We start from the raw sequence: 23,170 nt of genomic DNA on the forward strand, positions 1-23,170 counted from the left end.
CCGCGGTCGCTTCGGGCCCAGTGCCCGGCCTGAGAGCCGGTGGTCGCCGGGCCGGATCGCGGCACCAGCCGCTTAGCGTATCATGATACTCCGCGGTTGCGCCGACCGCCGGCAGGGTCTACCCCTATGGCACGCCAAAACGTCGGGAGGCGTGCTGTGTTTCCATCTCAATCCATTCCGCGCATTGTCCCTCTCGTCCTGGCCGGCGGGTCCGGCACCCGGCTGTGGCCGGTGTCGCGAGACGGCATGCCCAAGCAGTTCTTGCCACTGGTCGGCAAGCGCTCGACCTTCCAGCAGGCGTTGGCGCGCATCGCCGACCAGGAGCTGTTCGCGCCGCCGATCGTGATGACGAACGAGGCGTTCCGCTTCTTCGTCCGCGAGCAGACCGAGCAGATGGGGATCGAGGCCACCATCGTGCTCGAGCCGGAGCGGCGCGACACCGCGCCCGCCGTCGCCGCCGGCATGCTGCTGGCCGAGCGGCGCGACCCGGCGGCGTTGGTGATGATGGTCGCCGCCGACCACGTCATTCCCGACGAGGACATCGAGACCTTCAAGGGTGCGGTGCGCTCGGCGCGCGAGGCGGCGATCGAGGGCAACATCGTCACCTTCGGCATCAAGCCGTCCGAGCCGAAGACCACCTACGGCTACATCCGCTGCGGCGAGCAGCTGAACGAGCCGGGCGCCTTCAAGGCCACCGCCTTCGTCGAGAAGCCGGACGCCGCTGCGGCCGCGCGCTACGTCAGCGAAGGCTACCTCTGGAACTGCGGCAACCTCGTGTTCCGAACCGACGTGATGCGCGCCGAGCTTTTGCATCTGGCGCCCAAGCTGCTGGCGGCGGCCGAGGATTCGGTCGCCCAGGCCAAGGACGATCTCGGCTTCGTGCAGCTCGATGCCGCCGCGTTCTCCGAGGCGCCGCGCATCTCGATCTCCTACGCGGTGATGGAGCGCACCAAGACCGCGGTGGTGGTCGAGGGCAATTTCCGGTGGGCCGACATCGGCTCGTGGGATTCGATCCGTACCGCCTCGCCGCAAGACGACAGCGGCAACGCCGCCTCCGGCGACTTCGAGCTGCTCGATGCCCACAACTGCGTGGTCCACGCCGCCGGCCGGCTGACGACGCTGGTCGGGGTCAAGGACCTGGTGGTGGCAACCACGCCGGACGCGGTGCTGGTGGCCGACATCCACCACGCCGACGACGTGCGCGCCCTGGTGACCCGGCTCGGCGATGCCGGCCGGATCGAGGCCCGCCAGCACCGCCGCCAATATCAATCGTGGGGCGTCACCGACCTGATCGATCAGGGCGAGCGTTTCCAGGTTCGCCGGCTGGTGGTGCGGCCGGGCGCCGCGCTGTCGATGCAGGTGCACCTGCACCGCACCGAGCACTGGGTGGTGGTCAAGGGCGTCGCCAAGGTCACCGTCGACGGCCGCGACAGCGTGGTGCACGAAAACCAGTCGATCTTCATCACCGCCGGCGCGGTGCACCGCCTCACCAATCCCGGCCGCATCCCGCTCGAGATCATCGAGGTGCGCACCGGCAGCTATCTCGGCGAGGACGATATCACCCGGTTCGAGGACGGCTGAGCGTGGCGAGTTATCCGGTTTCCGCTCGGTCCGCCCGTAGAACGGTTGAGGGCGTGGCGACGGCATGACGGTCACTGCGCGCGCCCGCACTTGCTTGACACGGTTTTCGGATGATCCGCCGGAGAACCGTATTCCAGTCGCCGGAAATCCCCTTCTTTGCAAAGGGATTTTCGGCGAACTTGTTTCCGGGACCCCGAAGGGATCTCCCGGAAACCGTATCATGAGGGCGTGGGCGGCGGTCGTCTCCTAGTCGGAACTGCCGATCAGCGGGATCGGGTTGCCGAGGGCGGCGTTCGCAGGCGGCTGGCTTCGCTCCTGCAGCGCCTCGTCTGCAATCTGGCTTGCCGCAACTTCCGGCAGGGAGACGTGCGTCGCTCCGTCCACGCGGATGTTCCTGGCGTTGGAGAGTGGGCGCCCCGGCGGATAGCCCAACTTCGGCGGTGTCCAGAAATTGACCTGGATGCCGTCATAGTCGACCTCCACCGGATCAAGTCCGATGCGCCGCGTTGCATTCGTGCGGCTGGCAGGGCCGACGCCGACCGACTGCCCGATGGCGAAGTCGTAACGGTCTGAAGACGGCGACCACCATCGGCGCACCTCGACGACGGCGCCACGGCGCTCGAGTTCGGCTTTGAGCTTAAAGAGCGGGCCGGCAAACAACTCGTCACCGGCGCCCATATAGATGACACCACGCGGCGCAGCGTCAGCGGGCGTCAGGTCCAATGCAACGAGCACGGCGACGACAACAGCCCATCGCATCATGTTGCCAGCTCATGCTTCATGCGCATAACGGCGACACCCGTAGGAACCGGTTTCGGAACGAAAGACCGCAGGCCGCACGGCAAAGTCTGGAGCCCGATGACGGCGGCACCAAGATGACGATGCAGCGGCCGTGCTCGCGGTGGTTGAGTCGACTCTCGATCCGATTGTGGTGCTTGTAAGGCGAGCATGGGTAAAAAGACACTGTTGTTGAGCAGCCAAAGCTGCCCACGCGGCGATGCTTCCGGACGATGCCATCGCAATTTCGCCGTGGCAAATGGCCGTCACGGTGTCGCATCCACCCGCACGCTGACGCTGTCGCTCAGGCCCCCGGCGTCGACCACCGAGATCCGCGCCATGCCGGGGCTGGCAAGCCAAATCGCTTCGCGCCGCACCATAGCCATCGCGACCGGCACACCGTTGACGAACCACGAATAGGGCGGCGTGCCGCCGGCGACCTTCAGCGCCAGTTCAGCCGGCTCGTCCTCGGCCGGATCGGGATGGGTGACCAGGCGCGCGCCGTCGAGCGGAAACGCAATGTGCAGCGGGCGCGCCGCGCCCGCCACCGTCGCCGGAACGTCCTTCCTCAGCTGGCGCAGCGGCGGCGGCAGTCGCGCGGTGGTGGCGACCAGCACGCCGGGCGGGGCGGGTACCGGCTCGATTGCGATGCCGAGGCGGGAGAAGGCGTCGAACAGGATCGGCGCGGCGGCGAGCCGCCCCACCAGTCCGGGCACCGCGGCGCCGTCCGGCCGCCCGACCCAAACCGCGATGGTGACGTTGCGGTCGAAGCCGATCGCCCAGGCGTCACGGAAGCCGTAGGAGGTGCCGGTCTTGAAGGCGATGCGGCCGCCCGCGGCGTTGGCCGGCGGCGGGGCGCCGCGCAGGATGTCGGCGACGTACCAGGCGGCGACCGGCTCGACCAGGCGGGCGCGCGGCGGCGGCACCCCTTCGCCGACCCGCCACACCAGCTCCGGCACGTCACCGCCGCGGGCGAGGCCGGCATAGAGCCGCGCCAAATCGATCAGACGGGTGCCGAGGCCGCCAAGGGCAATCGCGAGCCCCGGCGGCGACTCGCGCCGCAGCGCCAGCTCGACCCCGGCGGCCTTGACCCGCGACAACAGACGCGCCGGCCCGAGCTCGGCCAGAATGTCCACCGCCGGCACGTTGAGCGAGAGTTGCAGCGCCCGCCGCGCGGTGACCATGCCCTGATAGGTCAGGTCGAAATTCTCCGGCGCGTAGAGGCCGTAGCGCGTGGGCCGGTCGTCGACCACCGTCTCGGGGTGGGCGAGCCCGGCCTCGAACGCCAAGGCGAAAATGAACGGCTTCAGCGTCGAGCCCGGCGAGCGCAGCGCCAGGCCGGCGTCGACCGCGCCGGCGCGCTCGGCGGCAAGATACCCGGCCGAGCCGACATAGGCCCGCACCTCGCCGGAGGCGTTGTCGATGGCGACGATCGCCGCCGACAGGTTGGGGCCGAGCCGCGCCGCGCGGTCGCTGGCGAGCCGCTCCAGACTGGCCTGCCAGGAAGCGTCGATGGCGAGGCGGTGGACCGGCTCGGTCGGCCGCGCCGCCACCGCGGCGTCGGCGGCGTGAGGCGCCAGCATCGGCACCGGCCGCCGCGCGGTCGGCACCGGCTCGCGGCGGGCGATGTCGGCGTCGGCATCGGTGATCACGCCGCGTTCCACCGCGCGCTGCAGCACGCGGTCGCGGGCCTTCTTGGCGGCGGCGACAGCGCGATCGGGCCGCCGCGCCTCGGGCGCCTGCGGCAACGCGACCAGCAGCGCCGATTCGGCAAACGACAACCGCTTCGGCTCGCGGCCGAAATAGGACAGCGACGCGGCGCGGACGCCTTCGAGATTGCCGCCATAGGGCGCCAGCCGCAGGTAGAGCGTCAGGATCTGCGCCTTGGAGAACCGCCGCTCCAGCTGAACCGCGCGCACCATCTGGCGCAGCTTGGCGCCAAAGCTGCGCTCGCTGCGCGGCTCGAGCAGCCGCGCCACCTGCATGGTCAGCGTCGAGCCGCCGGAGACGACGCGGCCATGCTGCGCCAGTTGCAGCGCCGCCCGGCCGAGCGCTATGGGATCGATGCCGGCATGGCTGTCGAAGCGCCGGTCCTCCACCGCGACCAGCAGGTCGAGAAAGCGCGGGTCGACCTCGTCCGGCGTCACCGGCAGCCGCCAGCGCCCGCCCGCCGTGAGGTAGGGCCGAAGCAGCTGGCCGCCGCGGTCGAGCACCACGGTCGAGCGGGTGTCGGCGACGGTGAGGTCGAGCGGGCCGAGCGCAGCAATGTAGAGCGCGAGCGCCCCGGCCGCTGCGGCAAGGACGGCGGCGAGCCAAGCGAACCAGCGGCGTCTCACCCGAGCTGTCGCGATGCGAGCGGGAAACGTCATCACCAATCGCCTGTCATCTCGTCGTCCCGGACAAGCGGCGGGATGCGGAGCATCCGCCGCGCGATCCGGGACCCTATGCAGAAAGAGTCGCTCACTCGCCAAACGATCCCGGCTCAGCGCCGAATGCTTCGCCTTCAGATGCTCCGCATCCAGCGCCGTCCGGGATGACGAGCGTTCTCTTACCTTGCCGGCAGCACTTCGAGCGTGCCGGAGTCGCTGCGGCCGAAGCGCTCGGGCCGATACATGTCCTCCACCACCACCGGCGGGTGGATGAAGCGGCCGGGCGACACCGCCCGCGCCACATAGGCCACCGAATAGGTCGCCGCGGTGCCGGAGCGGTCGAACGCCGCGACGAAGCGGTCGTCGCGATACTCGGTGTGGGCCGGCTCGATGTCGCGCTTGAGCCAGGCGAGTTCGGCGACATTGCTGGCGTCGACCAGCGCCGGGTTGTCGATCTCCAGCCCCGCCGGCAGGCGGTCGACCAGCAAGAGGCGGGCAAACGCATCGACCCGCTCCGTCACCGTCAGCACCACCACCACGCGCTCGTTCTGCTTGAGCTGGCGCGGGTCGACCTTGCTGCCGTCGGGCCGGTAGTAGGCGCGCTCGACACCATAGCCCTCGACCGCCGCCGGCTCCGGCGTCACCGGATTGCCGTTGACGCCGACCACGAGGCGCATCGCCTCCGAGCCGGTGTTGGTGACCGCGATGGCGCGCCCGGCCAGCACCGACGCCGGCAGCGTGCGGTAGTACGGGCCGTTGTGGGCCTCGCCGTCGACACGCACCGACAGGCTCTCCCACTCCTTGGCCGCGGCCTCGGCCGCCAGCACCAGCCAGGCGTTCTCCTGGGTCGAGGTCCAGCGCGTGGCGTCGCGGGCCTGCTCGATCACGCTGGAGGTGCGCCGCACCAGATCGCGCCCGGCCGCGCCGGTCTCCAGCGCCAGCGCCAGCACGGCGGCGCCATCGCGCAGCCGCGAGCCGTAGTCGGGCCGCGACAGGCCGTCGTCGTTCACCGCAACCAGCGTCTCGACCGCGGCGCTGAAGGTGCGCTGGGCGCGGGTGCGGTCGCCGAGCAGGCCGAGCCCGGCGGCGAGCTGGGCGCGCGCCAGCGGGCTGCCGAAATCGCCGATCTTGGTGTCGGCGAGGTAGCGCAGATCGCCCATCACCGGCCGGCCGTTGCGGGCCAGCACATAGACCGCGTAGGCGAGGCCGGCGGCCTTGTCCTGCGCCACCTCGGTCTGGTTGGCGACCTGGTTTCGCAGATGGTCGAGGGCGAGGTCGAACGCGATCTTCGGGACCACGAAGCTGCGCTCGCGCGCGCGGGTCAGGAAGTCGGTGACGAAGGCGTCGAGCCAGACGTCGCCGCCGCCGACGCCCCACAACCCGAACGAGCCGGTGGCGTCCTGCCGCGCCAGCAGCCGCTCGATGGCGTCGCGGATGCGGCCGTCGACGTCGCCGTCGAGCGCCAGGGCCTGGCTCTCGGCCAACTTGTTGACGTAGAGCAGCGGCATGGCGCGGCTGACGATCTGCTCCGAGCAGCCATAGGGATAGCGGTCGAGCGCCCTGAGCAGCGTCGGCACGTCGAGCGCCGCCAGCGGCTGCACCGCGAGCGACACCGTGCCGGTGCCGGCGATAAGGTCGTGGGCGAGATCGCCGGTGACCTCGAGCGACTGGCCGGGCTCGAGCGGCATCACCCGCCGCCGCACCACCGCGGTGGTGCCGGGCTGCACCGGCAGCGCGTAGCTCTGGGCGATGTCGAGATTGGGCCCGGTGAGGCGGACCTCGAGGGTTCCGGTACCGGGCTGGGTCGCGGTGATCGGCACGTTGAGCTCGGCCTTGGCGCGCGGCTCGAGCCGGATCTGCTTCTTGACCGGGTCGGCCTTGATCGCGCCGCCCGCCGCCACCGCCACGGTGTAGCTGCCGCCGGCGCCCTCGATATTGTCGAGCGCGAGGTGGAGGCGCGAGGCATCGCCGATGGCAAGGAAGCGCGGCAGCGTGGCGCTGATGGCGACCGGGTCGCGCACGATGATGTCGCCCGCGGCCTGGCCGACCCTGCCGGCGCTCCACGCCACCGCCATCACCCGCACGGTGCCGTTGAAGGCCGGGATGTCGAAGTCGACGCGGGCGGTGCCGTCGGCGCCGACCTTGACCACGCCGGAATAGCGCGCCAGCGGCGCCTGGACCGGCGGGCTGCCCTCGAGTTCAGCCGCCGCCATGTCGCCGCCGGAGCGGATGGCGCCGCGCGCCGCCGACATGCCGTCGATCAGGAAGCCGTAGAGGTCGCGCACCTCGGTCGCGAGCTTGCGCTGGCCGAGGAAATAGCCGGCGGCGTCCGGGCTCTGGTAGCGCGTCAGATTGAGGATGCCGACGTCGACCGCGGCGAGCGTGACGAACGCCTCCTCGCCCTTGGCGAGGCCGTCGATGGTAACCGGGATCGACAGGCTCTGGCGCGGCCGCATCATCTGCGGCAGGTCGAGCTTGACCGGCAGCGTGCGGGCGTCGCGGTCGATGGAGAACCAGGCCAAGCCGAGCGAGCGGCCGGGCATCAATTTCGCCTCGGTGTCCATCGGCCGATGGGCGAGCGCGACGACATAGGCGCCCGCCCCCCACGCGCCGGACACCGGCAGCGTCACCGTGGCGCCGGCGCGCTCAACCTCAACCACCCGCAGATCCGAGACGCTGTCGCCGATCACCGCCAGCGTCGCGGTACCGGTGAAGCGCGGGTCGAGCTTCACCGTCATGGTGTCGCCGGCGCGGTAGCTCGCCTTGTCGAGCGTCACCGGCAGCAGGTCCGGGGTGTCGGCGGTGGCCTCGCCGCCCCAGCCGACGTTGAAGACGAGGCTGGTTTGCGCCCCGCCGCCGCCATCCGCCTTGACGTCGAGGCGGTAGCGGCCGAGCCCGACCGGGGCCGAGATCCGTGCCGGCTTGTCGGCGGCGACGTCGAGCTTGCCGTCGGCGATGCGCTTGGTCTGCTTCACCGCCTCGTACTCGAAACGACCGTCCTGGCGGAACCACTGGTAGCGGGTGTCGATGCGCGACAGCGTCCAGGTCACACCCTTGCGGGCGATGCGGCTGCCGTCCGCGCCCGCAGCGATGACGTCGAAGGTGGCCGCGGCGCCGTCGTCGAGGCTGCCGTCGCTGAACAGCGGCTTGACGCCGAGGATGGCGCCGGCCGGCCGCACCGGCAGGGTGACGGTACGGGCCACGGCGCGGCCGCCGTCTTCCGCCACGCTCAAGGTGATCTTGGCCTGCAACGGCCGGCGGGCGTCGGCCTCCGGCAGCTCGGCCACCACGGTGGCGCGGCCGCGGGGGTCGGTCACCGCGTCGGTCTCGATATCGCCGCGCACGGTGTCGAAGCTCTGGTCCTCCAGCCCGACGGCGTAGCCTTCGAGCCCCGGCAGCACGCCGCGCGGCGCCGCCTGCAACTCGATTTCGCCGGTGATGCCGAGGCCGGCTCCCGGCGCGCCGTAGAGGTATTTCACCGCAACGCCGATCTCGGCCGGCTCGCCGGCCTTGAGCGCGGCCTGCTTGGGCTCCAGCGTCACCTCCAGCCGCTCGGGCAGATAGTCCTCGACCAGGAAGGTGGTGTCGCCGATCGCAGCGCCCTTGGGGTCGGCAAAGGCCGACACCCGCCATGTGCCGTACGGCACGCCGGACAGCAGCGGCACCGACAGCGCGCGGCCGCCGAGGCCCTGATCGTCGATGGTAACGCGGCGGTACTCGACGCCGTCCGGCCGCTCAACCACCAGCGTCAGCGGCACGCCGTTGGCGGCGGCGCCCTTGGCGTCGCGCACCACGGCGGTGACGAACACGGTTTCGCCGGAGCGATAAACGCCGCGCTCGGCATAGACGAAGGCGTCGAGCGCCCCCGGCGCGTCGCGGCCCTTGACGCCGCGGTCGGTGAGGTCGAGCGCGCTCTGCGCAAGGTCGAGGAAGGCGTAATCGCCGGTGGCGTCGGCGGCGGTGACGAGGCCCGGCGCCAGCCCGCCTTTGCCGTTGGCAAACCCGGCCGGGAAGCTGGCGATGCCCCGCGCGTCGGTGGCGACGGTGGACAGCACCTCGTTGTTCTTGGCGACCAGCTTGACGTCGACGCCGGCCACCGGCTGGGCGCTGGCGAGCGAGCGCACCAGCACCTCGACCCCGCCGGCGCCGCTGAAGGCCGACAGCCCGAGGTCGGACACCACGAACCATTGCGTCGCCAGCGTTTCGTAATTCTCCTCGTCGGCCTTGGCGCTCTGGCCGTCGTCGGGCTTGGCGGTCATCACATAGACGCCGGTCTGAAGCTGGCCGACCGCCTCCAGCACCGGGAACGCGGTGGTGACGTCCTTGTTGACCTCGGTGGACAGATCGAGCGTGCCCGACCACACCTTGGCGCCGCGCTCGTTGGTGATGGTCTGGAGCTCGTAGGGCTCAAGCTGGCTCAGGAAGCCGCCGCCGTGCAGTGTCGCGACCAGATTGCGGTCGCCGATGCGGCTGATGGTGATCTTCGCCCGCGGCGCGTTGACCGACACCAGCGGGATGCCGGTCTGGCCGGTGCGCGGCAGGATGTAGCTCTTGCCGGTGAACCGCACCTGGGGGGCGCGGTCGCGCACATAAAGCTCGTAGTCCGCCGCCTTGAGCAGGGTCTCGCCGACACTCGAGGGCAGGCCCTGGCGCAGCACCACGGCGTAGCGCTCGCCGTGCTTGACGCCGTCGAGGCACAGCTCCTTGCCCGAGGCGGTGACCGCCGGGTTGGCCATGCCGGACACCACGACGAACGAACTCAGGTCGCGCTCCACCAGGTTCTCGGAGAACTGAAAGCAGATCTGCGGCGAGGCGGCGTCGGCGGACACGGTGTAGTCGAGCACCCGGAAGCCGTGCTCGCCGCGCAGCTCCTCATAGGCGGCGCGGGTCCCGGCGGTCTCGGCGATCCGCAGGCTGGCGAGATAGGCCTCCATCGCCGGCCGCCACATCTGCCGCCGCACCAGCGCCTCGCCGAGCAGGGCCAGCGCCACCGCCTCGTCATTGCGCACCACGGCGCGGCGATAGGCGGTGTAGGCGGCGACGGTGGCGTCTTCCTGGAGCTGGTAGCGCTCGCGGCCGTCCTTGGGGTCGATCGCCATCAAGGCGCGGCTCGCCGCGAGCCACGCCCCGGCGTCCTTGGCATCGACCGCGATGGCCGCGCTCGCCGCCAGCAGCGCGGCCCGCGCGTCGGACGCCAGCTTGGACTCGGCGAGCCGGCGCAACTGCTGCAGGTTGCGCCCGCCGACCTGCGGCGCGCCATCCTTCTTGAGCTGGTCCTCCAGCCGCGCGGCAGCGGCGGCGAGATCCGGCCGCACGAAGTCCTTGACGGCCGCCGGAGCGGTGAGCGGAACCGGCACAGGCGCCGGCTGAGCGGCGGCAAACCCGGGCACGGCAACCAGAGCTGCAACCAAACCGACGCGAAGGGCGGGGCGCATGCGGACCTCCGGGAGTGTCTGTCACCACAACTATAGGCGATTGGTCGCGACGGGACGAACGCTGGTTCAGTCCGAGAATACACTTATTACGCGCCCTGATCGGGCAGTCCACGTTGCGACGGCTAGCCAGCGGACGCTACGATTGTTACTTCAATGCTTCCCCGCCCCTGGCCGTCGTTCGAGTTCGAGGAAACAACATGCAGCAGATCGGTACGGATTACGTTGCGACACCGCGCGGCGCGTCCGAGCATGTCGTGCTGCTCGATGGCGCCGATCTGCCGATCGGCACCGCCGAGAAGCTCGATGCCCACCGCCAGGGCCTCAAGCATCTGGCAATCTCGGTGATCGTCCGCGACGGCGCCGGGCGCTGGCTTTTGCAGCGGCGGGCGGCGGGCAAGTACCATTCCGGCGGGCTTTGGACCAACACCTGCTGCAGCCACCCCCGCCCCGGCGAGGCCGTTCCCGCCGCCGCCGCCCGGCGGCTGGTCGAGGAGATGGGCATCGCCTGCCCGCTCGAACTAGCGTTCGTGACCACCTACCGCGCCGCGGTCGAACCCGACCTGATCGAGCACGAGGTGGTGCACGTGTTCCTCGGCACCTATGACGGCGCCATCTCGCCCGACCCCGACGAGGTCGACGCATGGCGCTGGGTCGCGGTCGCCGAATTGGTCGAGGACATCGACGCGCGGCCGGACGCCTACACGGTGTGGTTTCGGCACTACGTCGCCGACTTTCTCGACAAGATGACAGATTAGGGCATCCGCCGCCGCAGGTAGCGGTAACGTCGGATCGGATGCTATCCGTGTCCGTGGATCGGGGCGCCGCCCGCTGGGGGCGGCCGCGGCCGGCGCCGGCGGTGCCCGGCGCGACCACCAGATTTTTCCACGCGACCAGGGCACAGCATGGAACGGGTTGAAGCGATCGTGGTCGGTGCCGGTGTGGTCGGCCTGGCGGTGGCGCGCGCGCTGGCGGAGGCCGGGCGCGAGACCATCCTGATCGAGGCCGAAGACGCCATCGGCACCGGCACCTCCTCGCGCAATTCGGAGGTGATCCACGCCGGCATCTATTATCCAACCGCGAGCCTCAAGGCCCGCCACTGCGTCGCCGGCGCCCGCTCGCTCTACGCCTATTGCGAAAGCCATGGCGTCGCCCATCGCCGGGTCGGCAAGCTGATCGTCGCCACCGACGACGGCCAGGTGCCGAAGCTTGCCGCGCTTAAGGCCCAGGCCGAGGCCAACGGCGTGACCGACCTGGTGTGGTTGGACCGCGACGCAGCGCGCGCGCTGGAGCCCGAAGTCGTCAGCGTGCAGGCGCTGTGGTCGCCCTCCACCGGCATTCTCGACAGCCATGCCTACATGCTGGCGCTGCGCGGCGACTTCGAGGCGGCCGGCGGCATGCTGGCGCTGACGACGCCGCTGGAGCACGCCAGCATCGCCGCCACCGGCTTCGTGGTGGAGACCGGCGGCGCCGAGCCGATGCGGCTCGCCTGTAACATCCTGGTCAATTCGGCCGGGCTTGGTGCCCCCGACCTCGCCCGACGCCTCAACGGCTACCCGGCGGCGCGGGCACCAACGGCTCATCTGTGCAAAGGCAATTATTTCAGCCTCACCGGGGTCAGGCCGCCGTTCACCCATCTCGTCTACCCGATCCCCGAGCAGGCCGGGCTCGGCATCCACGCCACCCTCGACCTTGGCGGGCAGGTGCGGTTCGGGCCGGACGTCGAGTGGATCGACCGGCTCGACTACACCCCGAACGGCGCGCGCGCCGCGGCGTTCGCGCACGCCATCCGCAGCTACTGGCCGGGGCTGCCGGACGGCGCGCTGGTGCCGGCCTATTGCGGCATCCGCCCCAAGATCACCGCGCCCGGCGAGCCGGCGGCCGATTTCGTGATCGAGGGCCCGGCCGACCACGGCATTGCCGGCCTGGTCAACCTGTTCGGCATCGAATCGCCGGGGCTGACCTCGTCGCTGTCGATCGCCGGCCACGTCCGCGACCTCGTCGCCGGCAGTCGGGTCGACCGGGCCGCCTGACCGAGGCGCCGATCATCGACGTTCCGGAACCTCGAAGGGATCAACCCGGAACCGCATCATGAGGCGGAAGCCTGATCGGCGATCGCTCGAACCGCGGTCCCGGCCTCATCGGCGCAGCGGCCGTCGAACCGCCGCTGCGCCTGCTCGATCGCATCGGCATGGGCGCGCGCCCAATCGCGGATCGCCGACACCGGCACCAGCAGCGAGCGGCCAAGCTCGGTGAGCGCGTATTCGACCTGGGGCGGCACGGTGGGGCGAACGGTGCGCGTCGCCAGCCCGTCGCGCTCCAGGCTGCGCAGCGTCAGCGTCAGCATGCGCTGCGAAATGCTGCCGATTTCCCGCCGCAGCGCGTTGAAGCGCATCGGCCCGCGCCCCAGCATCGTCACCACCAGCACGGTCCATTTGTCGCCGATGCGCGACAACACCGGCGCCACCCGGCTGCATTCGGCGGCAACATGGTCGGCGGGAACATGGCTGTAACCGGGTTTCATCGCTGTGCCTTCTTGCGCCGGCCCGAAGCCGGTCACATAGTCATCGCTGGTTACAATAGTATACCAACCTTTCTCACGCCAGGAGCGGTTCGATGGCCCCTCGCCTGCACATCATCACCACCTCCACCCGCCCCGGCCGCATCGGCCCTTCGATCGCGGCGTGGTTCCACGACGCCGCCAAGGCCCACGGCGGGTTCGAGGCGGTTCCGGTCGATCTCGCCAGCTTCAAGCTGCCGGTCTACGACGAGCCCAAGCACCCCGCGACGCAAATCTACGAGCACGACCACACCAAGGCGTGGTCGGCCAGCGTCGCGGCGGCGGACGCCTACGTCTTCGTGCTGCCCGAATACAATTTCATGCCGCCGCCGTCGTTCTCCAACGCGCTCGATTACGTCTACAAGGAGTGGAACTACAAGCCGGCCGGCTTCGTCTCCTATGGCGGCATTTCCGGCGGCTTGCGCAGCGCGCAGGTGGCCAAGCTGCACCTCACCACGCTGAAGGTGGTGCCGGTGGTCGAGGCGGTGGTGGTGCCGATGGCCTGGCAGCAGCTCGGCACCGACCAGGTGTTCACGCCCAACGACATCCAAAACGACGCCGCCAAGACCCTGCTCGACGAGCTGCTGCGCTGGGCCGAAGCGCTGAAGCCGCTGCGGGCGAACTGACGTAGCTTCCGGGCGATCGGTGAGCGATCCCGGATGCACTTCGCCGGAAATCCCGTTCGCGGACGGCATTTTCGGCGACCCAAGTACGAAACTCCGGCCCTCGAAGCCGGAGTCCCAGTGGATAGCGCCCCCCTCCGCGGGCGCGGTCCCGCGACTGCGCTGGTCCCGAACGGACCCCGCCGGCGGGGCTGACTGCGTACGGGGGGCGCGGCAACCGGTGCCGCCGCGGAAGCGCAAGGTCAACTCTGACGTGCCAGCTGCAATTTTTGCGTTGCAACATGCCATCTCAATGTCATGCCGTGTTGGCCGCGCCAAACTTTTATTGCGGGCGGCGGCGGCTGAACGGTCGCAATCTGTGGCGTAACGCCGCGATTCTCGCTCTTCTCTGCGTTTTTAACCGGGTGCCGTCACATTGACGTTTCCGGCGCCGTTTCCGTTTCGCTTTTACTGTCTCCTAGCAATTTGCTGACACCTTGAGTCGAGGCGGTCGCGACGCCGTAGCGCACGGTGGCCTCGATCCTGCGCCGTTGCGTCAGCGGCGCGGCCGTGCGCCCGGTAACCGGACCGTACCCACAGCCCACCTTAGAAGTGGGTTCGATTCATCGGCTTGAAGGGGAACGACGCGTGACAGGCTCAGCACCTGCCAAGACCGCCGCGGCATCGGACGCCGCGACCGAACGACTTGCGACGTTGATCCGCACTCTTGGTGCGGACAACAACGCCCTTGCCGGGATCTGGAGCGGCGCGGCGCTCGCCGACGACCTGCGCGCGTTCGTCGCAGAACTTCGCCGCATTCCCGAGTTCTCACCGTTGCTCGGCGAGGACGACCCGGCGATCGCAGCCCAGCTCGGGCACTGGCAGGCGCTGCTGTCGGGTCCGGCCGGCGCGGGCGAGGCCACCGCCGAGGGCCGGCGCGCGGCGCTGCCCGCCGCCGTCCGCACCGCCGCCTATGGCTGGCTGCTGATGCGGCTGGTGCCGCGCCTCAGCGCCAGGCACCGCTTCAGCAAGCGCGGGCTCGACCGTGCCATGACCGCGCTCCTCGCCCGCGTGTTCGGCGACATGATCCTCGCCACCGCCGCCACCGAGGCTGAGACCATCGCTGTCCATACCGGCGCGTTCGCCACCGAAAGCGACCTCGGCAATCTCCGCAACCTCGCCGGCACCGTGGCCGACGTCAACAACGTCGCCTTCGACCTCGCCCACCTGTCGCGCAACACCCGCCACCTGTCGTCGGGCGCCCAAACCATCGCCTCGGCCGCCGCGGAACTGGTGGCATCGGTCGAGGACATTTCGCGCAACAGCGAAGGCGCCGCCAAGGACGCCGCCGAGACAAATGAGACCGTGCAGACCGGTCGCGCCGCGGTCGACCAGCTCAGCACCGCGATCTCGCACATCGCCGCCACCGTCGAGGAAACCGCGCGCTCGGTGGACGAACTGTCGGCCGCCTCCGAGCAGATCGGCCAGATCCTGACGGTGATCGAAGGCATCGCCGGGCAGACCAATCTGCTCGCCCTCAACGCCACCATCGAGGCGGCGCGGGCCGGCGAGGCCGGGCGCGGCTTTGCGGTGGTGGCCGCGGAGGTGAAGAACCTCGCCAACCAGACCGCCAAATCGACCGAGGACATCGCCCGCCGCATCGTCTCGCTGCGCGAGGGCATGGGCGCGATCCTCTCCACGATGGCGCGCTCCAAGACCGCGGTGGCCGAGGGCGAGACCGCCATCGCCAAGGCCGCCGACACCATGGGCGTGGTCGCCGATCAGGTCGGCAGCGTCAGCACGCGGATGCAGGGCATCTCCGACATCCTGCACCAGCAGAAGGGCGCAACCGCCGAGATCGCCGCCTCGATCGACAAGGTCGCCGACATCGCCGGCGACACCCAGGGTCTGCTCGGCTCGATGGCCACCCACCTCGGCAGCGGCAACGCCCGTTTCGCCGACAACGCCAAGGCCTGGTTCAAGCCGACCTCGCACCGCTCGCTGGTCGAGATGGCCAAGATCGACCATGTGCTGTTCAAGAAGCGCATCATGGAAGTCTTGATGGGTCGGGACGCCTGGCGTTCAACCGAGGTGCCCGACCATCACAACTGCCGGCTCGGCAAATGGTACGACGCCATCAGCACGGCAGAGATCAAGGCGCTGCCGGCCTATGCCGCGCTGGTCGCGCCGCACCAGCGCGTCCACGCCGCCGGCAGGCGCGCGCTCGCCGCTTACGAGAGCGGCGATCTCGACACCGCGCTGTCGGCGCTCGGCGAGATGAACGCGGCCAGCGCGGACGTCCTCAAGGTGCTGGAGGACATGGCGCAGGCGCTCAACACCGGCCTCGTCCACCTCGACCAGCCGGCACGGCGGGCCGCCGACGCGGCCTTCGCCGCGGCGCTCACCAGGCCGATCGCCTCGCGAGCGGCGGCCGGGCCGACGGCAGCCGCACCGCTCAAGCGGTTCGACGCCTGTTGCGGACACGCGGGCTGACGACGCCCGGCGCGGCGAGAATTCGCCGCGCCGCCTCAACGCGCCGCGAAGTGCGCGCGCGCCGAGCGGCGCAGATCGCCGGCGAAACCGGCCAGCCGGCGCAGCAAGGGGCGGCGGTGCTCCAGCCTGACCGCCGGCAGCTCGGTCGACGCTCGCCGCACCTTCAAGGTGGGCGCCACCACCTCGGCGGCGCCTTCCAGCACCGTCTCGCCAGCTTCGTTGATCGCGGTGCAATCGAAGCCGACCCGCTTCTTCTCGTCGTTCTTGGAGATGACGCGAACCTTGATGGTCAGCTCGTCGCCGACCCGCACCGGCTTGCGAAACGACAGGGTCTGGCTGCGGTAGATGGTGCCCGGCCCCGGCAGCTTGGTGCCGAGCAGGGTGGAAAACAGCGCGGCCCCCCACATGCCATGGCCGATCAGGCCACCGAACATGGTGCCCTTGGCGTATTCGGGATCGAGGTGGGCCGGGTTCACGTCGCCGGACAGCACCGCAAACATCTCAATGTCTCGCATCGTCAGGCGGCGGTTGAGCTGCGCCTCGTCACCGATCGCGATCTCGTCATAGGTCTTGTTCTCAAGCCAGGTCATCAGCAGTCCTTCCGTCGCCAGCGCGGGCGACGGTCGCTTGTTAATTTTGCACCGCAACCTAGCCAACGCCGTCTTTGGTCGAAACCGACACTTTGCGGATTGCGCACTGCAAAATGAACACATCGTCCGCGGTGCTTTTCGGCGGTCCATGCCCAAGAAAACCGCCGGCAGACCGTCTGATTTGGGGGTTCGGGCCGTTTTGCCGCCGTCTTGCGCCAATCGCGCCGAGCTACGCCGCAGTGCAAGAACGACGATCCGCGGCCGCGCTCAAGCGGTTGCTCGCGCTCAGCTTGGCCGAGGCCGTGGCGACTTTCCGCCAAGCCTAGTCACTTCGTCACATTCCGATGGTTTCACCGGCAACAGGCTTGACCTTGCCGCCGTCCCCGGTGGTACTCTCCCGGATGGGACGACACGCGGGCTTTCCGTCAGCGGCGCAAAAAGACGCCAGCGGGAAGCGTGGGCAGCACATGACCGACCATATCGTCACCGACTATATCGTCGAGACCGACGGGCTTTCGCGGGATTTCAAGGGATTCACCGCGGTCGATTCGGTGTCGCTGAAGATCCGCCGCGGCACCATCCACGCCCTGATCGGCCCCAACGGCGCCGGCAAGACCACCTGTTTCAACCTGCTCACCAAGTTCCTGGAGCCCTCGCGCGGCGCGATCACCTTCAACGGCCGCGACATCACCCGCTTGCGGCCGGCCGACGTCGCCCGCCTCGGCATGGTGCGCAGCTTCCAGATCTCCGCCACGTTCGGCCACCTCACTGCGCTGGAAAACGTGCGCGTGGCGCTGCAGCGCCCGCTCGGCACCTCGTTCCAGTTCTGGCGGTCGGACGCGAGCCTCGCGCGGCTCAACGACCGCGCCATGGCGCTGCTCGGTGACGTCGGCCTTGCCGAGTTCGCCGCGGTGCCGGCGGTGGAACTGTCCTACGGCCGCAAGCGGGCGCTGGAGATCGCCACCACGCTGGCGCTCGACCCCGAGATGCTGCTGCTCGACGAGCCGACCTCCGGCATGGGACACGAGGACGTCGGCCGCATCGCCGCGCTGATCCGGCGGGTGGCGAACAACCGCACCGTGCTGATGGTGGAGCACAATCTCTCGGTGGTCGCGGGGCTGTCCGACACCATCACCGTATTGGCACGCGGCCAGATCTTGGCCGAGGGCCCCTATTCGGAGGTGTCGGAGAATCCCGAGGTGATCGAAGCCTATATGGGAACCGGCCATGCCTGACCGGGGAACGCCCGCGCCGCGGCCGCTGCTCGAGGTCGAAGATCTCCACGCCTATTACGGCGAATCCCACGTGCTGCACGGCATGAATTTCACCGTGCCGGAGGGCGAGGTGGTGACGTTGCTCGGCCGCAACGGCGCCGGCAAGACCACCACCATGCGCGCCATCATGGGCATGCTGACAAGCCGCAAGGGCTCGATCCGCTACGACGGCGTCGAGACCGCGGGGCTGCCCTCCAACAAGGTGGCTCGGCTCGGCATCGCGCTGTGCCCGGAGGAGCGCGGCATCTTCGCCGGCCTGAACGTGCGTGAGAACCTTGAATTGCCGCCGGTGGTGAAGCCGGGCGGGCTCACCCTCAAAGAGGTCTATGAGCTGTTCCCGCGGCTGCTCGAGCGGCGCGACAGCCAGGGCACCAAGCTGTCCGGCGGCGAGCAGCAGATGCTGGCGATCGCCCGCATCCTGCGCACCGGCGCCAAGCTGCTGCTGCTCGACGAGCCGACCGAGGGCCTCGCGCCGGTGATCGTGCAGCAGATCGGCGCGCTGGTCCGCACCCTCAAGCGCAAGGGCTTCACCATCGTCCTGGTGGAGCAGAACTTCCATTTCGCTTCCACCGTCGCCGACCGCCACTACGTGGTCGAGCACGGCCGGGTGATCGACATGATGCTGAACGAGGACATCGGAGCGAGCCGCGACAAGATCAAATCCTATCTCGGCATCTAATCCGGCTCGGCGGCGAGCACGCCGTGATCGGAGCCAATGTCGCCGACAATCGTTGTTCGAAGCCAAGATGTTCGGCGACCGAAATCGGCGGAGGACTCATTCAACCAAACGCCGCATCACGGCGCGCCGCACCAAGCACGAAAAGCACCGCGACGACGGACCATCGGAGGAGACCACATGCGCAGGAAGACGTGCCTTTTGGCAACGGTTGCGGCGCTCGCCGCCACGCCCGCCCTCGCCGACATGAGCGACGGCGTGATCAAGATCGGCGTGCTCAACGACCAGTCCGCCCTCTACGCCGACATGTCCGGACAGGGCTCGGTGTGGGCGGCGCGCAAGGCGATCGAAGACTTCGGCCCGACCGCCAAGGGCCTCAAGGTCGAGGTGGTGTTCGCCGATCACCAGAACAAGCCGGACGTCGGCTCCAATATCGCCCGCCAATGGTTCGACCGCGACGGCGTCGACCTGATCGTCGACGTGCCGAACTCCTCGGTGGCGCTCGCGGTCAACCAGATCACCCGCGAGAAGAACAAGGTGTTCATCAATTCGGGCGCGGCGAGCTCCGATCTGACCGGCAAGGCGTGCTCGCCCAACACCATCCATTGGACCTACGACACCTGGGGGCTCGCCAACTCGACCGGCAAGGCGGTGGTGAAGACCGGCGGCTCGTCTTGGTACTTCATCACTGCCGACTACGCCTTCGGCCACGCGCTGGAGCGCGACACCGAGGCGGTGGTGCTCGCCAACGGCGGCAAGGTGCTGGGCAAGGTGCGCCACCCGCTGCAGACCCAGGACTTCTCCTCGTTCCTGCTGCAGGCGCAGGGCTCCGGCGCCAAGGTGATCGGCCTCGCCAATGCCGGCGGCGATACCATCAACTCGGTCAAGCAGGCGGCCGAATTCGGCATCACCGCAGGCGGGCAGAACCTCGCCGCGCTGTTGATGTTCGTCACCGACGTCCATTCGCTCGGGCTCAAGACCGCGCAGGGGCTGGTGTTCACCGAGGCGTGGTACTGGGACCTCACCGACGACGATCGCGCCTTCGCCAAGGCGTTCGCCGAGGCAAACGGCGGCATGCATCCCAGCATGGTGCAGGCCGGCGTCTATTCGGGGGTGACGCATTATCTGAAGGCGGTCGCCGCGCTCGGCAGCGACGCCGACGGCGCCGCGGTGGTCGCCAAGATGAAGGAGCTGCCGACCGACGACAAGCTGTTCGGCAAGGGCTCGGTTCGCGCCGACGGCCGCAAGATCCACGACCTTTATCTGTTCGAGGTCAAGACGCCGGCCGAATCGAAGGGCGCGTGGGATTACTACAAGCTGCGCGCCACCATCCCGGCCGCGGAGGCGTTCCGCCCGCTGGAGCAGGGCGGCTGCCCGCTGGCCACCCGCAGCTAGCTGAGTGACTATTTCCCTCTCCCCTTGTCGGAGAAGGTGCCGAGCGATCGCAAATATCGCGAGGCGGGTGACGGGGAACTTGGCAATGAGCTTGAACCGCCCCTCACCCGGCACGACCTCGCTTCGCTCGGTCTCGCCACCCTCTCCCGCGAGGGGAGAGGGTGGCGCCAAGCACGCGCTGCCGCAGCGCCGCCTTGAGGAGCAGACCGCATGTTCGAGCTGATCGGCGTGGCGCCGTCGGTGCTGTTCGGCCAGATGCTGCTGGGCCTGATCAATGGCGCGTTCTACGCCATCCTGTCGCTCGGGCTGGCGGTGATTTTCGGCCTGCTCAACGTCATCAACTTCACCCACGGCGCCCAATACATGATGGGCGCGTTCGCCGCCTGGATGCTGCTCAACCTCGCCGGCGTGCCGTATTGGGCGGCGCTGGTGGCGGTGCCGGTGCTGGTCGGCCTCACCGGCATCGCGTTCGAGCGGCTGCTGCTGTCGCGGATCTATCACCTCGACCACCTCTACAGCCTGCTGCTCACCTTCGGCCTCGCCTTGATCCTGGAGGGGGTGTTTCGCAGCCAGTTCGGCTCGGGCGGCCAGCCCTACCCCAACCCGCTGCCGGGCGGGCAGAACCTCGGCTTCATGTTCCTGCCGAACTACCGGGCGTGGGTGGTGGTGTTCTCGCTCGCGGTGTGCCTGGCGACCTGGTTCATGATCGAGCGCACCAAGCTCGGCTCCTATCTGCGCGCCGCCACCGAGCGGCCGGACCTCGTCCAGGCGTTCGGCGTCAACGTGCCACGCATGGTGACGCTGACCTACGGCTTCGGCGTCGGGCTCGCGGCGCTGGCCGGCGTGCTGGCGGCACCGATCTATCAGGTCAGCCCGCTGATGGGCTCGAACCTGATCATCGTGGTGTTCGCGGTGGTGGTGATCGGCGGCATGGGCTCGATCCTGGGCGCGATCGTCACCGGGTTCGGCCTCGGCCTGGTCGAGGGCCTGACCAAGGTGTTCTATCCCGAGGCCTCGAACACGGTGATCTTCGTGATCATGGCCATCGTGCTGCTGATCAAGCCGGCCGGCCTGTTCGGAACGCCGAAATAGCTTCGCGGGTTGTTGGAGGTGAGGACAAAGCCGATGCTGGTCAGGATGGACGAGGCGGCCGACCCGGCGAAAACGCCCGCCGACGGCACCGCGACGGGCACCGCCAAGCTGCCCGCCGGGCGGAGCGCGGCGTTCGGGTGGCTGTTCGCGGCGATGATGGCGTTCGGGCTGGTCGCGCCGTTCGTCGCCTATCCGGTGTTCGTGATGAAGGTTTTGTGCTTTGCGCTGTTCGCGGCAGCCTTCAACCTGCTGATCGGCTATGTCGGCCTGTTGTCGTTCGGCCACGCCATGTTTTTCGGCGGCGCCGCCTATGCCTGCGGCTACGCGATCAAGACGCTGGGGTTGACGCCGGAACTCGGCATTCTCGCCGGCATGGCGTTCGCGGGCCTGCTCGGCGCCGCGGTCGGCTGGCTCGCCATCCGCCGCCAGGGCATCTACTTCGCCATGGTCACACTCGCGCTGGCGCAGATGTTCTTCTTCGTCTGCCTGCAGACGCCGATCACCGGCGGCGAGGACGGCATCCAGGCCATTCCGCGCCGGCCGCTGTTCGGGCTGATCCCGACCACCGACGATTTGACGCTCTACTACATCGTGCTGGCGCTGTTCGGCGCCGCCTTCCTGGCGCTCTATCGCATCGTCCACTCGCCGTTCGGCCAGGTGCTGAAGGCGATCCGCGAGAACGAGCCGCGCGCGATCTCGCTCGGCTACCGCGTCGAGCGCTACAAGCTGCTCGCCTTCGTGCTGTCGGCAGCGTTCGCCGGCATGGCCGGCGCAATGAAGACGGTGGTGTTCCAGCTCGCCTCGCTCACCGACGTCGCCTGGCAGATGTCCGGCGAGGTGGTGCTGATGACGCTGGTCGGCGGCATGGGCACGATATTCGGGCCGGTGGTCGGCGCCGGCATCATCGTGGCGATGCAGAACTACCTGTCGGGCATTGGCGAGTGGGTGCTGGTGGCGCAGGGGCTGGTATTCGTGCTGGCGGTGCTGCTGTTCCGCCGCGGCATCGTCGGCGAGATCGCCGCGCTCATCGACAGGCGCACTCGCGCCAAGGCCGAACGCGACAACGGCTGACCGCACACCCGCCGCGTTTGCCTCCGCGCGCGTGGGGCTGGAGGGGCCGCGTATCCGCGCTATCATGATCCCCATGACCAACCAATCCCGTGCCGAGACGCGGCGCGCCCAGCGCGCGGCCCTGTTCACCTACGGCTTTCGGCCGTTCTTTCTGTTCGGCGCGCTGTGGGCGGCGCTGGCCATCCTGCTGTGGCTGCCGCAGGCGTTCGGCGAATGGTCGTTCGCGACGGTGTTCACCCCGGTCGACTGGCATGTTCACGAGATGCTCTACGGCTATCTCGGCGCGGTGATCGCCGGCTTTCTGCTCACCGCGGTGCCCAACTGGACCGGGCGCCTGCCGCTGGCGGGCGCGCCGCTGGTGGCGCTGGTGCTGGTGTGGGCAGCGGGGCGCGCAGCGGTGTTCGCCTCAGGCTGGCTCGGCGCCGCGGGCACGGCGGTGGTCGACGTTGCCTTCGCCGTGCTGCTGGCCGCCGCGATTGCCCGCGAGATCGTCGCCGGCCGCAACTGGCGGAACCTCAAGGTGCTGCTGCCGCTGGTGCTGTTCATCGCCGGCAATGTCGCGTTCCATGTCGAGGTGGCGGCGAGCGGCCGCGCGGCGTTCGGCATCCGCATCGGCTTTGCCGCAGTGGTGCTGCTGGTGGTGCTGATCGGCGGGCGCATCGTGCCGAGCTTCACCCGCAACTGGCTGGCGCGCCGACCGCCCGGCCGGATGCCGGCGCCGTTCGACCGCTTCGACGCTGTCGTCGTCACCGTCACGGCCCTTGCGCTGCTCGGCTGGATCATGTGGCCGGAGGCTCGCGCGGTGGGCGTGGCGCTGGCCATCGCCGGCCTCGCCCAGGCGGCGCGGCTGTTGCGCTGGGCCGGCGAGCGCACCGCGGCCGAGCCGCTGGTGTTGATCCTCCACCTCGCCTACGCCTTCGTGCCGCTCGGCTTTCTCCTCATCGCCGCCACCGCGCTCGGGCTCGGCGTGCCGGCCTCGGCCGGGCTTCATGCCTTCGGCGTCGGCGCGTTCGGCACCATGACGCTGGCGGTGATGAGCCGCTCCAGCCTCGGCCACACCGGCAGAGCGCTCCATGCAGGTCCGGCCACGGTGGCGATCTACGCCTTCGTGCTGGTTGCCGCGGCCGCACGGATCGCGGCGGCGCTGGCGCCGGCGTCGAGCGCCGTGCTGCTGCACATCGCCGCCTTTGCCTGGATCGCGGCGTTCGCCGGCTTTGCCCTGGCCTATGGCCCGCAATTGGTGCGGCCGAGACGCTGA

Annotated in this window: 16 protein-coding genes; 11 read left to right on the forward strand and 5 right to left on the reverse strand. The window is 69.5% G+C overall.

From position 1 onward, the window contains the following. Window positions 1-126: 126 nt before the first annotated feature. Complete coding sequence (locus BVIR_RS12615) at window positions 127-1,581, forward strand: mannose-1-phosphate guanylyltransferase/mannose-6-phosphate isomerase (RefSeq protein WP_055037979.1); 1,455 nt, start codon at window positions 127-129, stop codon at window positions 1,579-1,581. A gap of 246 nt (window positions 1,582-1,827) precedes the next feature. On the opposite strand, the gene BVIR_RS12620 is transcribed toward BVIR_RS12615, so the two are convergent. The 3 genes from BVIR_RS12620 to BVIR_RS12630 form a co-directional block, all read right to left on the reverse strand. Continuing rightward, entirely contained in the window at window positions 1,828-2,343 is a 516-nt protein-coding gene (locus tag BVIR_RS12620) for a hypothetical protein (protein WP_145911967.1), read from the reverse strand. Between the two features lie 281 nt (window positions 2,344-2,624). Continuing rightward, the gene (gene pbpC, locus BVIR_RS12625; RefSeq protein ID WP_055037981.1) at window positions 2,625-4,727 is read right to left on the reverse strand and encodes a penicillin-binding protein 1C; all 2,103 of its coding nucleotides are present in this window, start codon (window positions 4,725-4,727) and stop codon (window positions 2,625-2,627) included. A 179-nt stretch (window positions 4,728-4,906) separates the two neighbouring features. Beyond that, the gene (locus BVIR_RS12630) at window positions 4,907-10,162 is read right to left on the reverse strand and encodes an alpha-2-macroglobulin family protein (RefSeq protein WP_055037982.1); all 5,256 of its coding nucleotides are present in this window, start codon (window positions 10,160-10,162) and stop codon (window positions 4,907-4,909) included. A gap of 197 nt (window positions 10,163-10,359) precedes the next feature. On the opposite strand from BVIR_RS12630, the gene idi reads away from it, so the two are divergent. Both idi and BVIR_RS12640 read left to right on the forward strand, forming a co-directional pair. Further along, window positions 10,360-10,917, forward strand: a complete 558-nt coding sequence (gene idi, locus BVIR_RS12635) for an isopentenyl-diphosphate Delta-isomerase (RefSeq protein ID WP_055037983.1) — start codon at window positions 10,360-10,362, stop codon at window positions 10,915-10,917. Between the two features lie 147 nt (window positions 10,918-11,064). After that, window positions 11,065-12,192 (forward strand): NAD(P)/FAD-dependent oxidoreductase, encoded by a 1,128-nt coding sequence (locus tag BVIR_RS12640; RefSeq protein WP_055037984.1) that lies wholly within the window; start codon window positions 11,065-11,067, stop codon window positions 12,190-12,192. A 56-nt stretch (window positions 12,193-12,248) separates the two neighbouring features. On the opposite strand, the gene BVIR_RS12645 is transcribed toward BVIR_RS12640, so the two are convergent. Further along, complete coding sequence (locus BVIR_RS12645) at window positions 12,249-12,683, reverse strand: winged helix-turn-helix transcriptional regulator (protein WP_055038876.1); 435 nt, start codon at window positions 12,681-12,683, stop codon at window positions 12,249-12,251. A gap of 92 nt (window positions 12,684-12,775) precedes the next feature. Here BVIR_RS12645 and BVIR_RS12650 point away from each other — a divergent pair, with 92 nt between their 5' ends. Beyond that, window positions 12,776-13,345: an NADPH-dependent FMN reductase gene (locus BVIR_RS12650; protein ID WP_055037985.1), complete on the forward strand. Its 570-nt coding sequence runs from the start codon at window positions 12,776-12,778 to the stop codon at window positions 13,343-13,345. A gap of 624 nt (window positions 13,346-13,969) precedes the next feature. Then, on the forward strand, window positions 13,970-15,814 hold the full coding sequence (locus BVIR_RS12655) for a globin-coupled sensor protein (RefSeq protein ID WP_145911966.1): 1,845 nt from the start codon (window positions 13,970-13,972) through the stop codon (window positions 15,812-15,814). Between the two features lie 35 nt (window positions 15,815-15,849). On the opposite strand, the gene BVIR_RS12660 is transcribed toward BVIR_RS12655, so the two are convergent. Continuing rightward, window positions 15,850-16,404, reverse strand: coding sequence for a MaoC/PaaZ C-terminal domain-containing protein (locus tag BVIR_RS12660; RefSeq protein WP_055037987.1), 555 nt, complete (start codon window positions 16,402-16,404; stop codon window positions 15,850-15,852). Window positions 16,405-16,871: 467 nt separating this feature from the next. Between BVIR_RS12660 and BVIR_RS12665 the strand changes: the two genes are divergently transcribed. From BVIR_RS12665 to BVIR_RS12690, 6 genes are all read left to right on the forward strand, one after another. Further along, on the forward strand, window positions 16,872-17,639 hold the full coding sequence (locus tag BVIR_RS12665) for an ABC transporter ATP-binding protein (protein WP_055037988.1): 768 nt from the start codon (window positions 16,872-16,874) through the stop codon (window positions 17,637-17,639). After that, the gene (locus tag BVIR_RS12670; RefSeq protein ID WP_055037989.1) at window positions 17,632-18,357 is read left to right on the forward strand and encodes an ABC transporter ATP-binding protein; all 726 of its coding nucleotides are present in this window, start codon (window positions 17,632-17,634) and stop codon (window positions 18,355-18,357) included. Before BVIR_RS12665 ends, BVIR_RS12670 begins: the two co-directional genes overlap by 8 nt. Window positions 18,358-18,534: 177 nt before the next feature. After that, on the forward strand, window positions 18,535-19,749 hold the full coding sequence (locus BVIR_RS12675) for an ABC transporter substrate-binding protein (protein ID WP_055037990.1): 1,215 nt from the start codon (window positions 18,535-18,537) through the stop codon (window positions 19,747-19,749). A 210-nt stretch (window positions 19,750-19,959) separates the two neighbouring features. Continuing rightward, window positions 19,960-20,841 (forward strand): branched-chain amino acid ABC transporter permease, encoded by an 882-nt coding sequence (locus BVIR_RS12680; RefSeq protein WP_055037991.1) that lies wholly within the window; start codon window positions 19,960-19,962, stop codon window positions 20,839-20,841. A 33-nt stretch (window positions 20,842-20,874) separates the two neighbouring features. Next, window positions 20,875-21,912: a branched-chain amino acid ABC transporter permease gene (locus BVIR_RS12685; protein WP_236823605.1), complete on the forward strand. Its 1,038-nt coding sequence runs from the start codon at window positions 20,875-20,877 to the stop codon at window positions 21,910-21,912. 73 nt (window positions 21,913-21,985) lie between these two features. Then, window positions 21,986-23,170: an NnrS family protein gene (locus BVIR_RS12690; RefSeq protein WP_055037992.1), complete on the forward strand. Its 1,185-nt coding sequence runs from the start codon at window positions 21,986-21,988 to the stop codon at window positions 23,168-23,170.

This window comes from Blastochloris viridis (assembly GCF_001402875.1).
Taxonomy (GTDB): Bacteria; Pseudomonadota; Alphaproteobacteria; order Rhizobiales; family Xanthobacteraceae; genus Blastochloris; species Blastochloris viridis.

Bases quoted from the DNA above. Each gene is read 5' to 3' on its own strand.
- BVIR_RS12615 (WP_055037979.1), top strand. From the start codon at position 127: ATGGCACGCCAAAACGTCGGGAGGCGTGCTGTGTTTCCATCTCAATCC.
- BVIR_RS12620 (WP_145911967.1), bottom strand. From the start codon at position 2,343: ATGATGCGATGGGCTGTTGTCGTCGCCGTGCTCGTTGCATTGGACCTG.
- pbpC (WP_055037981.1), bottom strand. From the start codon at position 4,727: ATGACGTTTCCCGCTCGCATCGCGACAGCTCGGGTGAGACGCCGCTGG.
- BVIR_RS12630 (WP_055037982.1), bottom strand. From the start codon at position 10,162: ATGCGCCCCGCCCTTCGCGTCGGTTTGGTTGCAGCTCTGGTTGCCGTG.
- idi (WP_055037983.1), top strand. From the start codon at position 10,360: ATGCAGCAGATCGGTACGGATTACGTTGCGACACCGCGCGGCGCGTCC.
- BVIR_RS12640 (WP_055037984.1), top strand. From the start codon at position 11,065: ATGGAACGGGTTGAAGCGATCGTGGTCGGTGCCGGTGTGGTCGGCCTG.
- BVIR_RS12645 (WP_055038876.1), bottom strand. From the start codon at position 12,683: ATGAAACCCGGTTACAGCCATGTTCCCGCCGACCATGTTGCCGCCGAA.
- BVIR_RS12650 (WP_055037985.1), top strand. From the start codon at position 12,776: ATGGCCCCTCGCCTGCACATCATCACCACCTCCACCCGCCCCGGCCGC.
- BVIR_RS12660 (WP_055037987.1), bottom strand. From the start codon at position 16,404: ATGACCTGGCTTGAGAACAAGACCTATGACGAGATCGCGATCGGTGAC.
- BVIR_RS12665 (WP_055037988.1), top strand. From the start codon at position 16,872: ATGACCGACCATATCGTCACCGACTATATCGTCGAGACCGACGGGCTT.
- BVIR_RS12670 (WP_055037989.1), top strand. From the start codon at position 17,632: ATGCCTGACCGGGGAACGCCCGCGCCGCGGCCGCTGCTCGAGGTCGAA.
- BVIR_RS12675 (WP_055037990.1), top strand. From the start codon at position 18,535: ATGCGCAGGAAGACGTGCCTTTTGGCAACGGTTGCGGCGCTCGCCGCC.
- BVIR_RS12680 (WP_055037991.1), top strand. From the start codon at position 19,960: ATGTTCGAGCTGATCGGCGTGGCGCCGTCGGTGCTGTTCGGCCAGATG.
- BVIR_RS12685 (WP_236823605.1), top strand. From the start codon at position 20,875: ATGCTGGTCAGGATGGACGAGGCGGCCGACCCGGCGAAAACGCCCGCC.
- BVIR_RS12690 (WP_055037992.1), top strand. From the start codon at position 21,986: ATGACCAACCAATCCCGTGCCGAGACGCGGCGCGCCCAGCGCGCGGCC.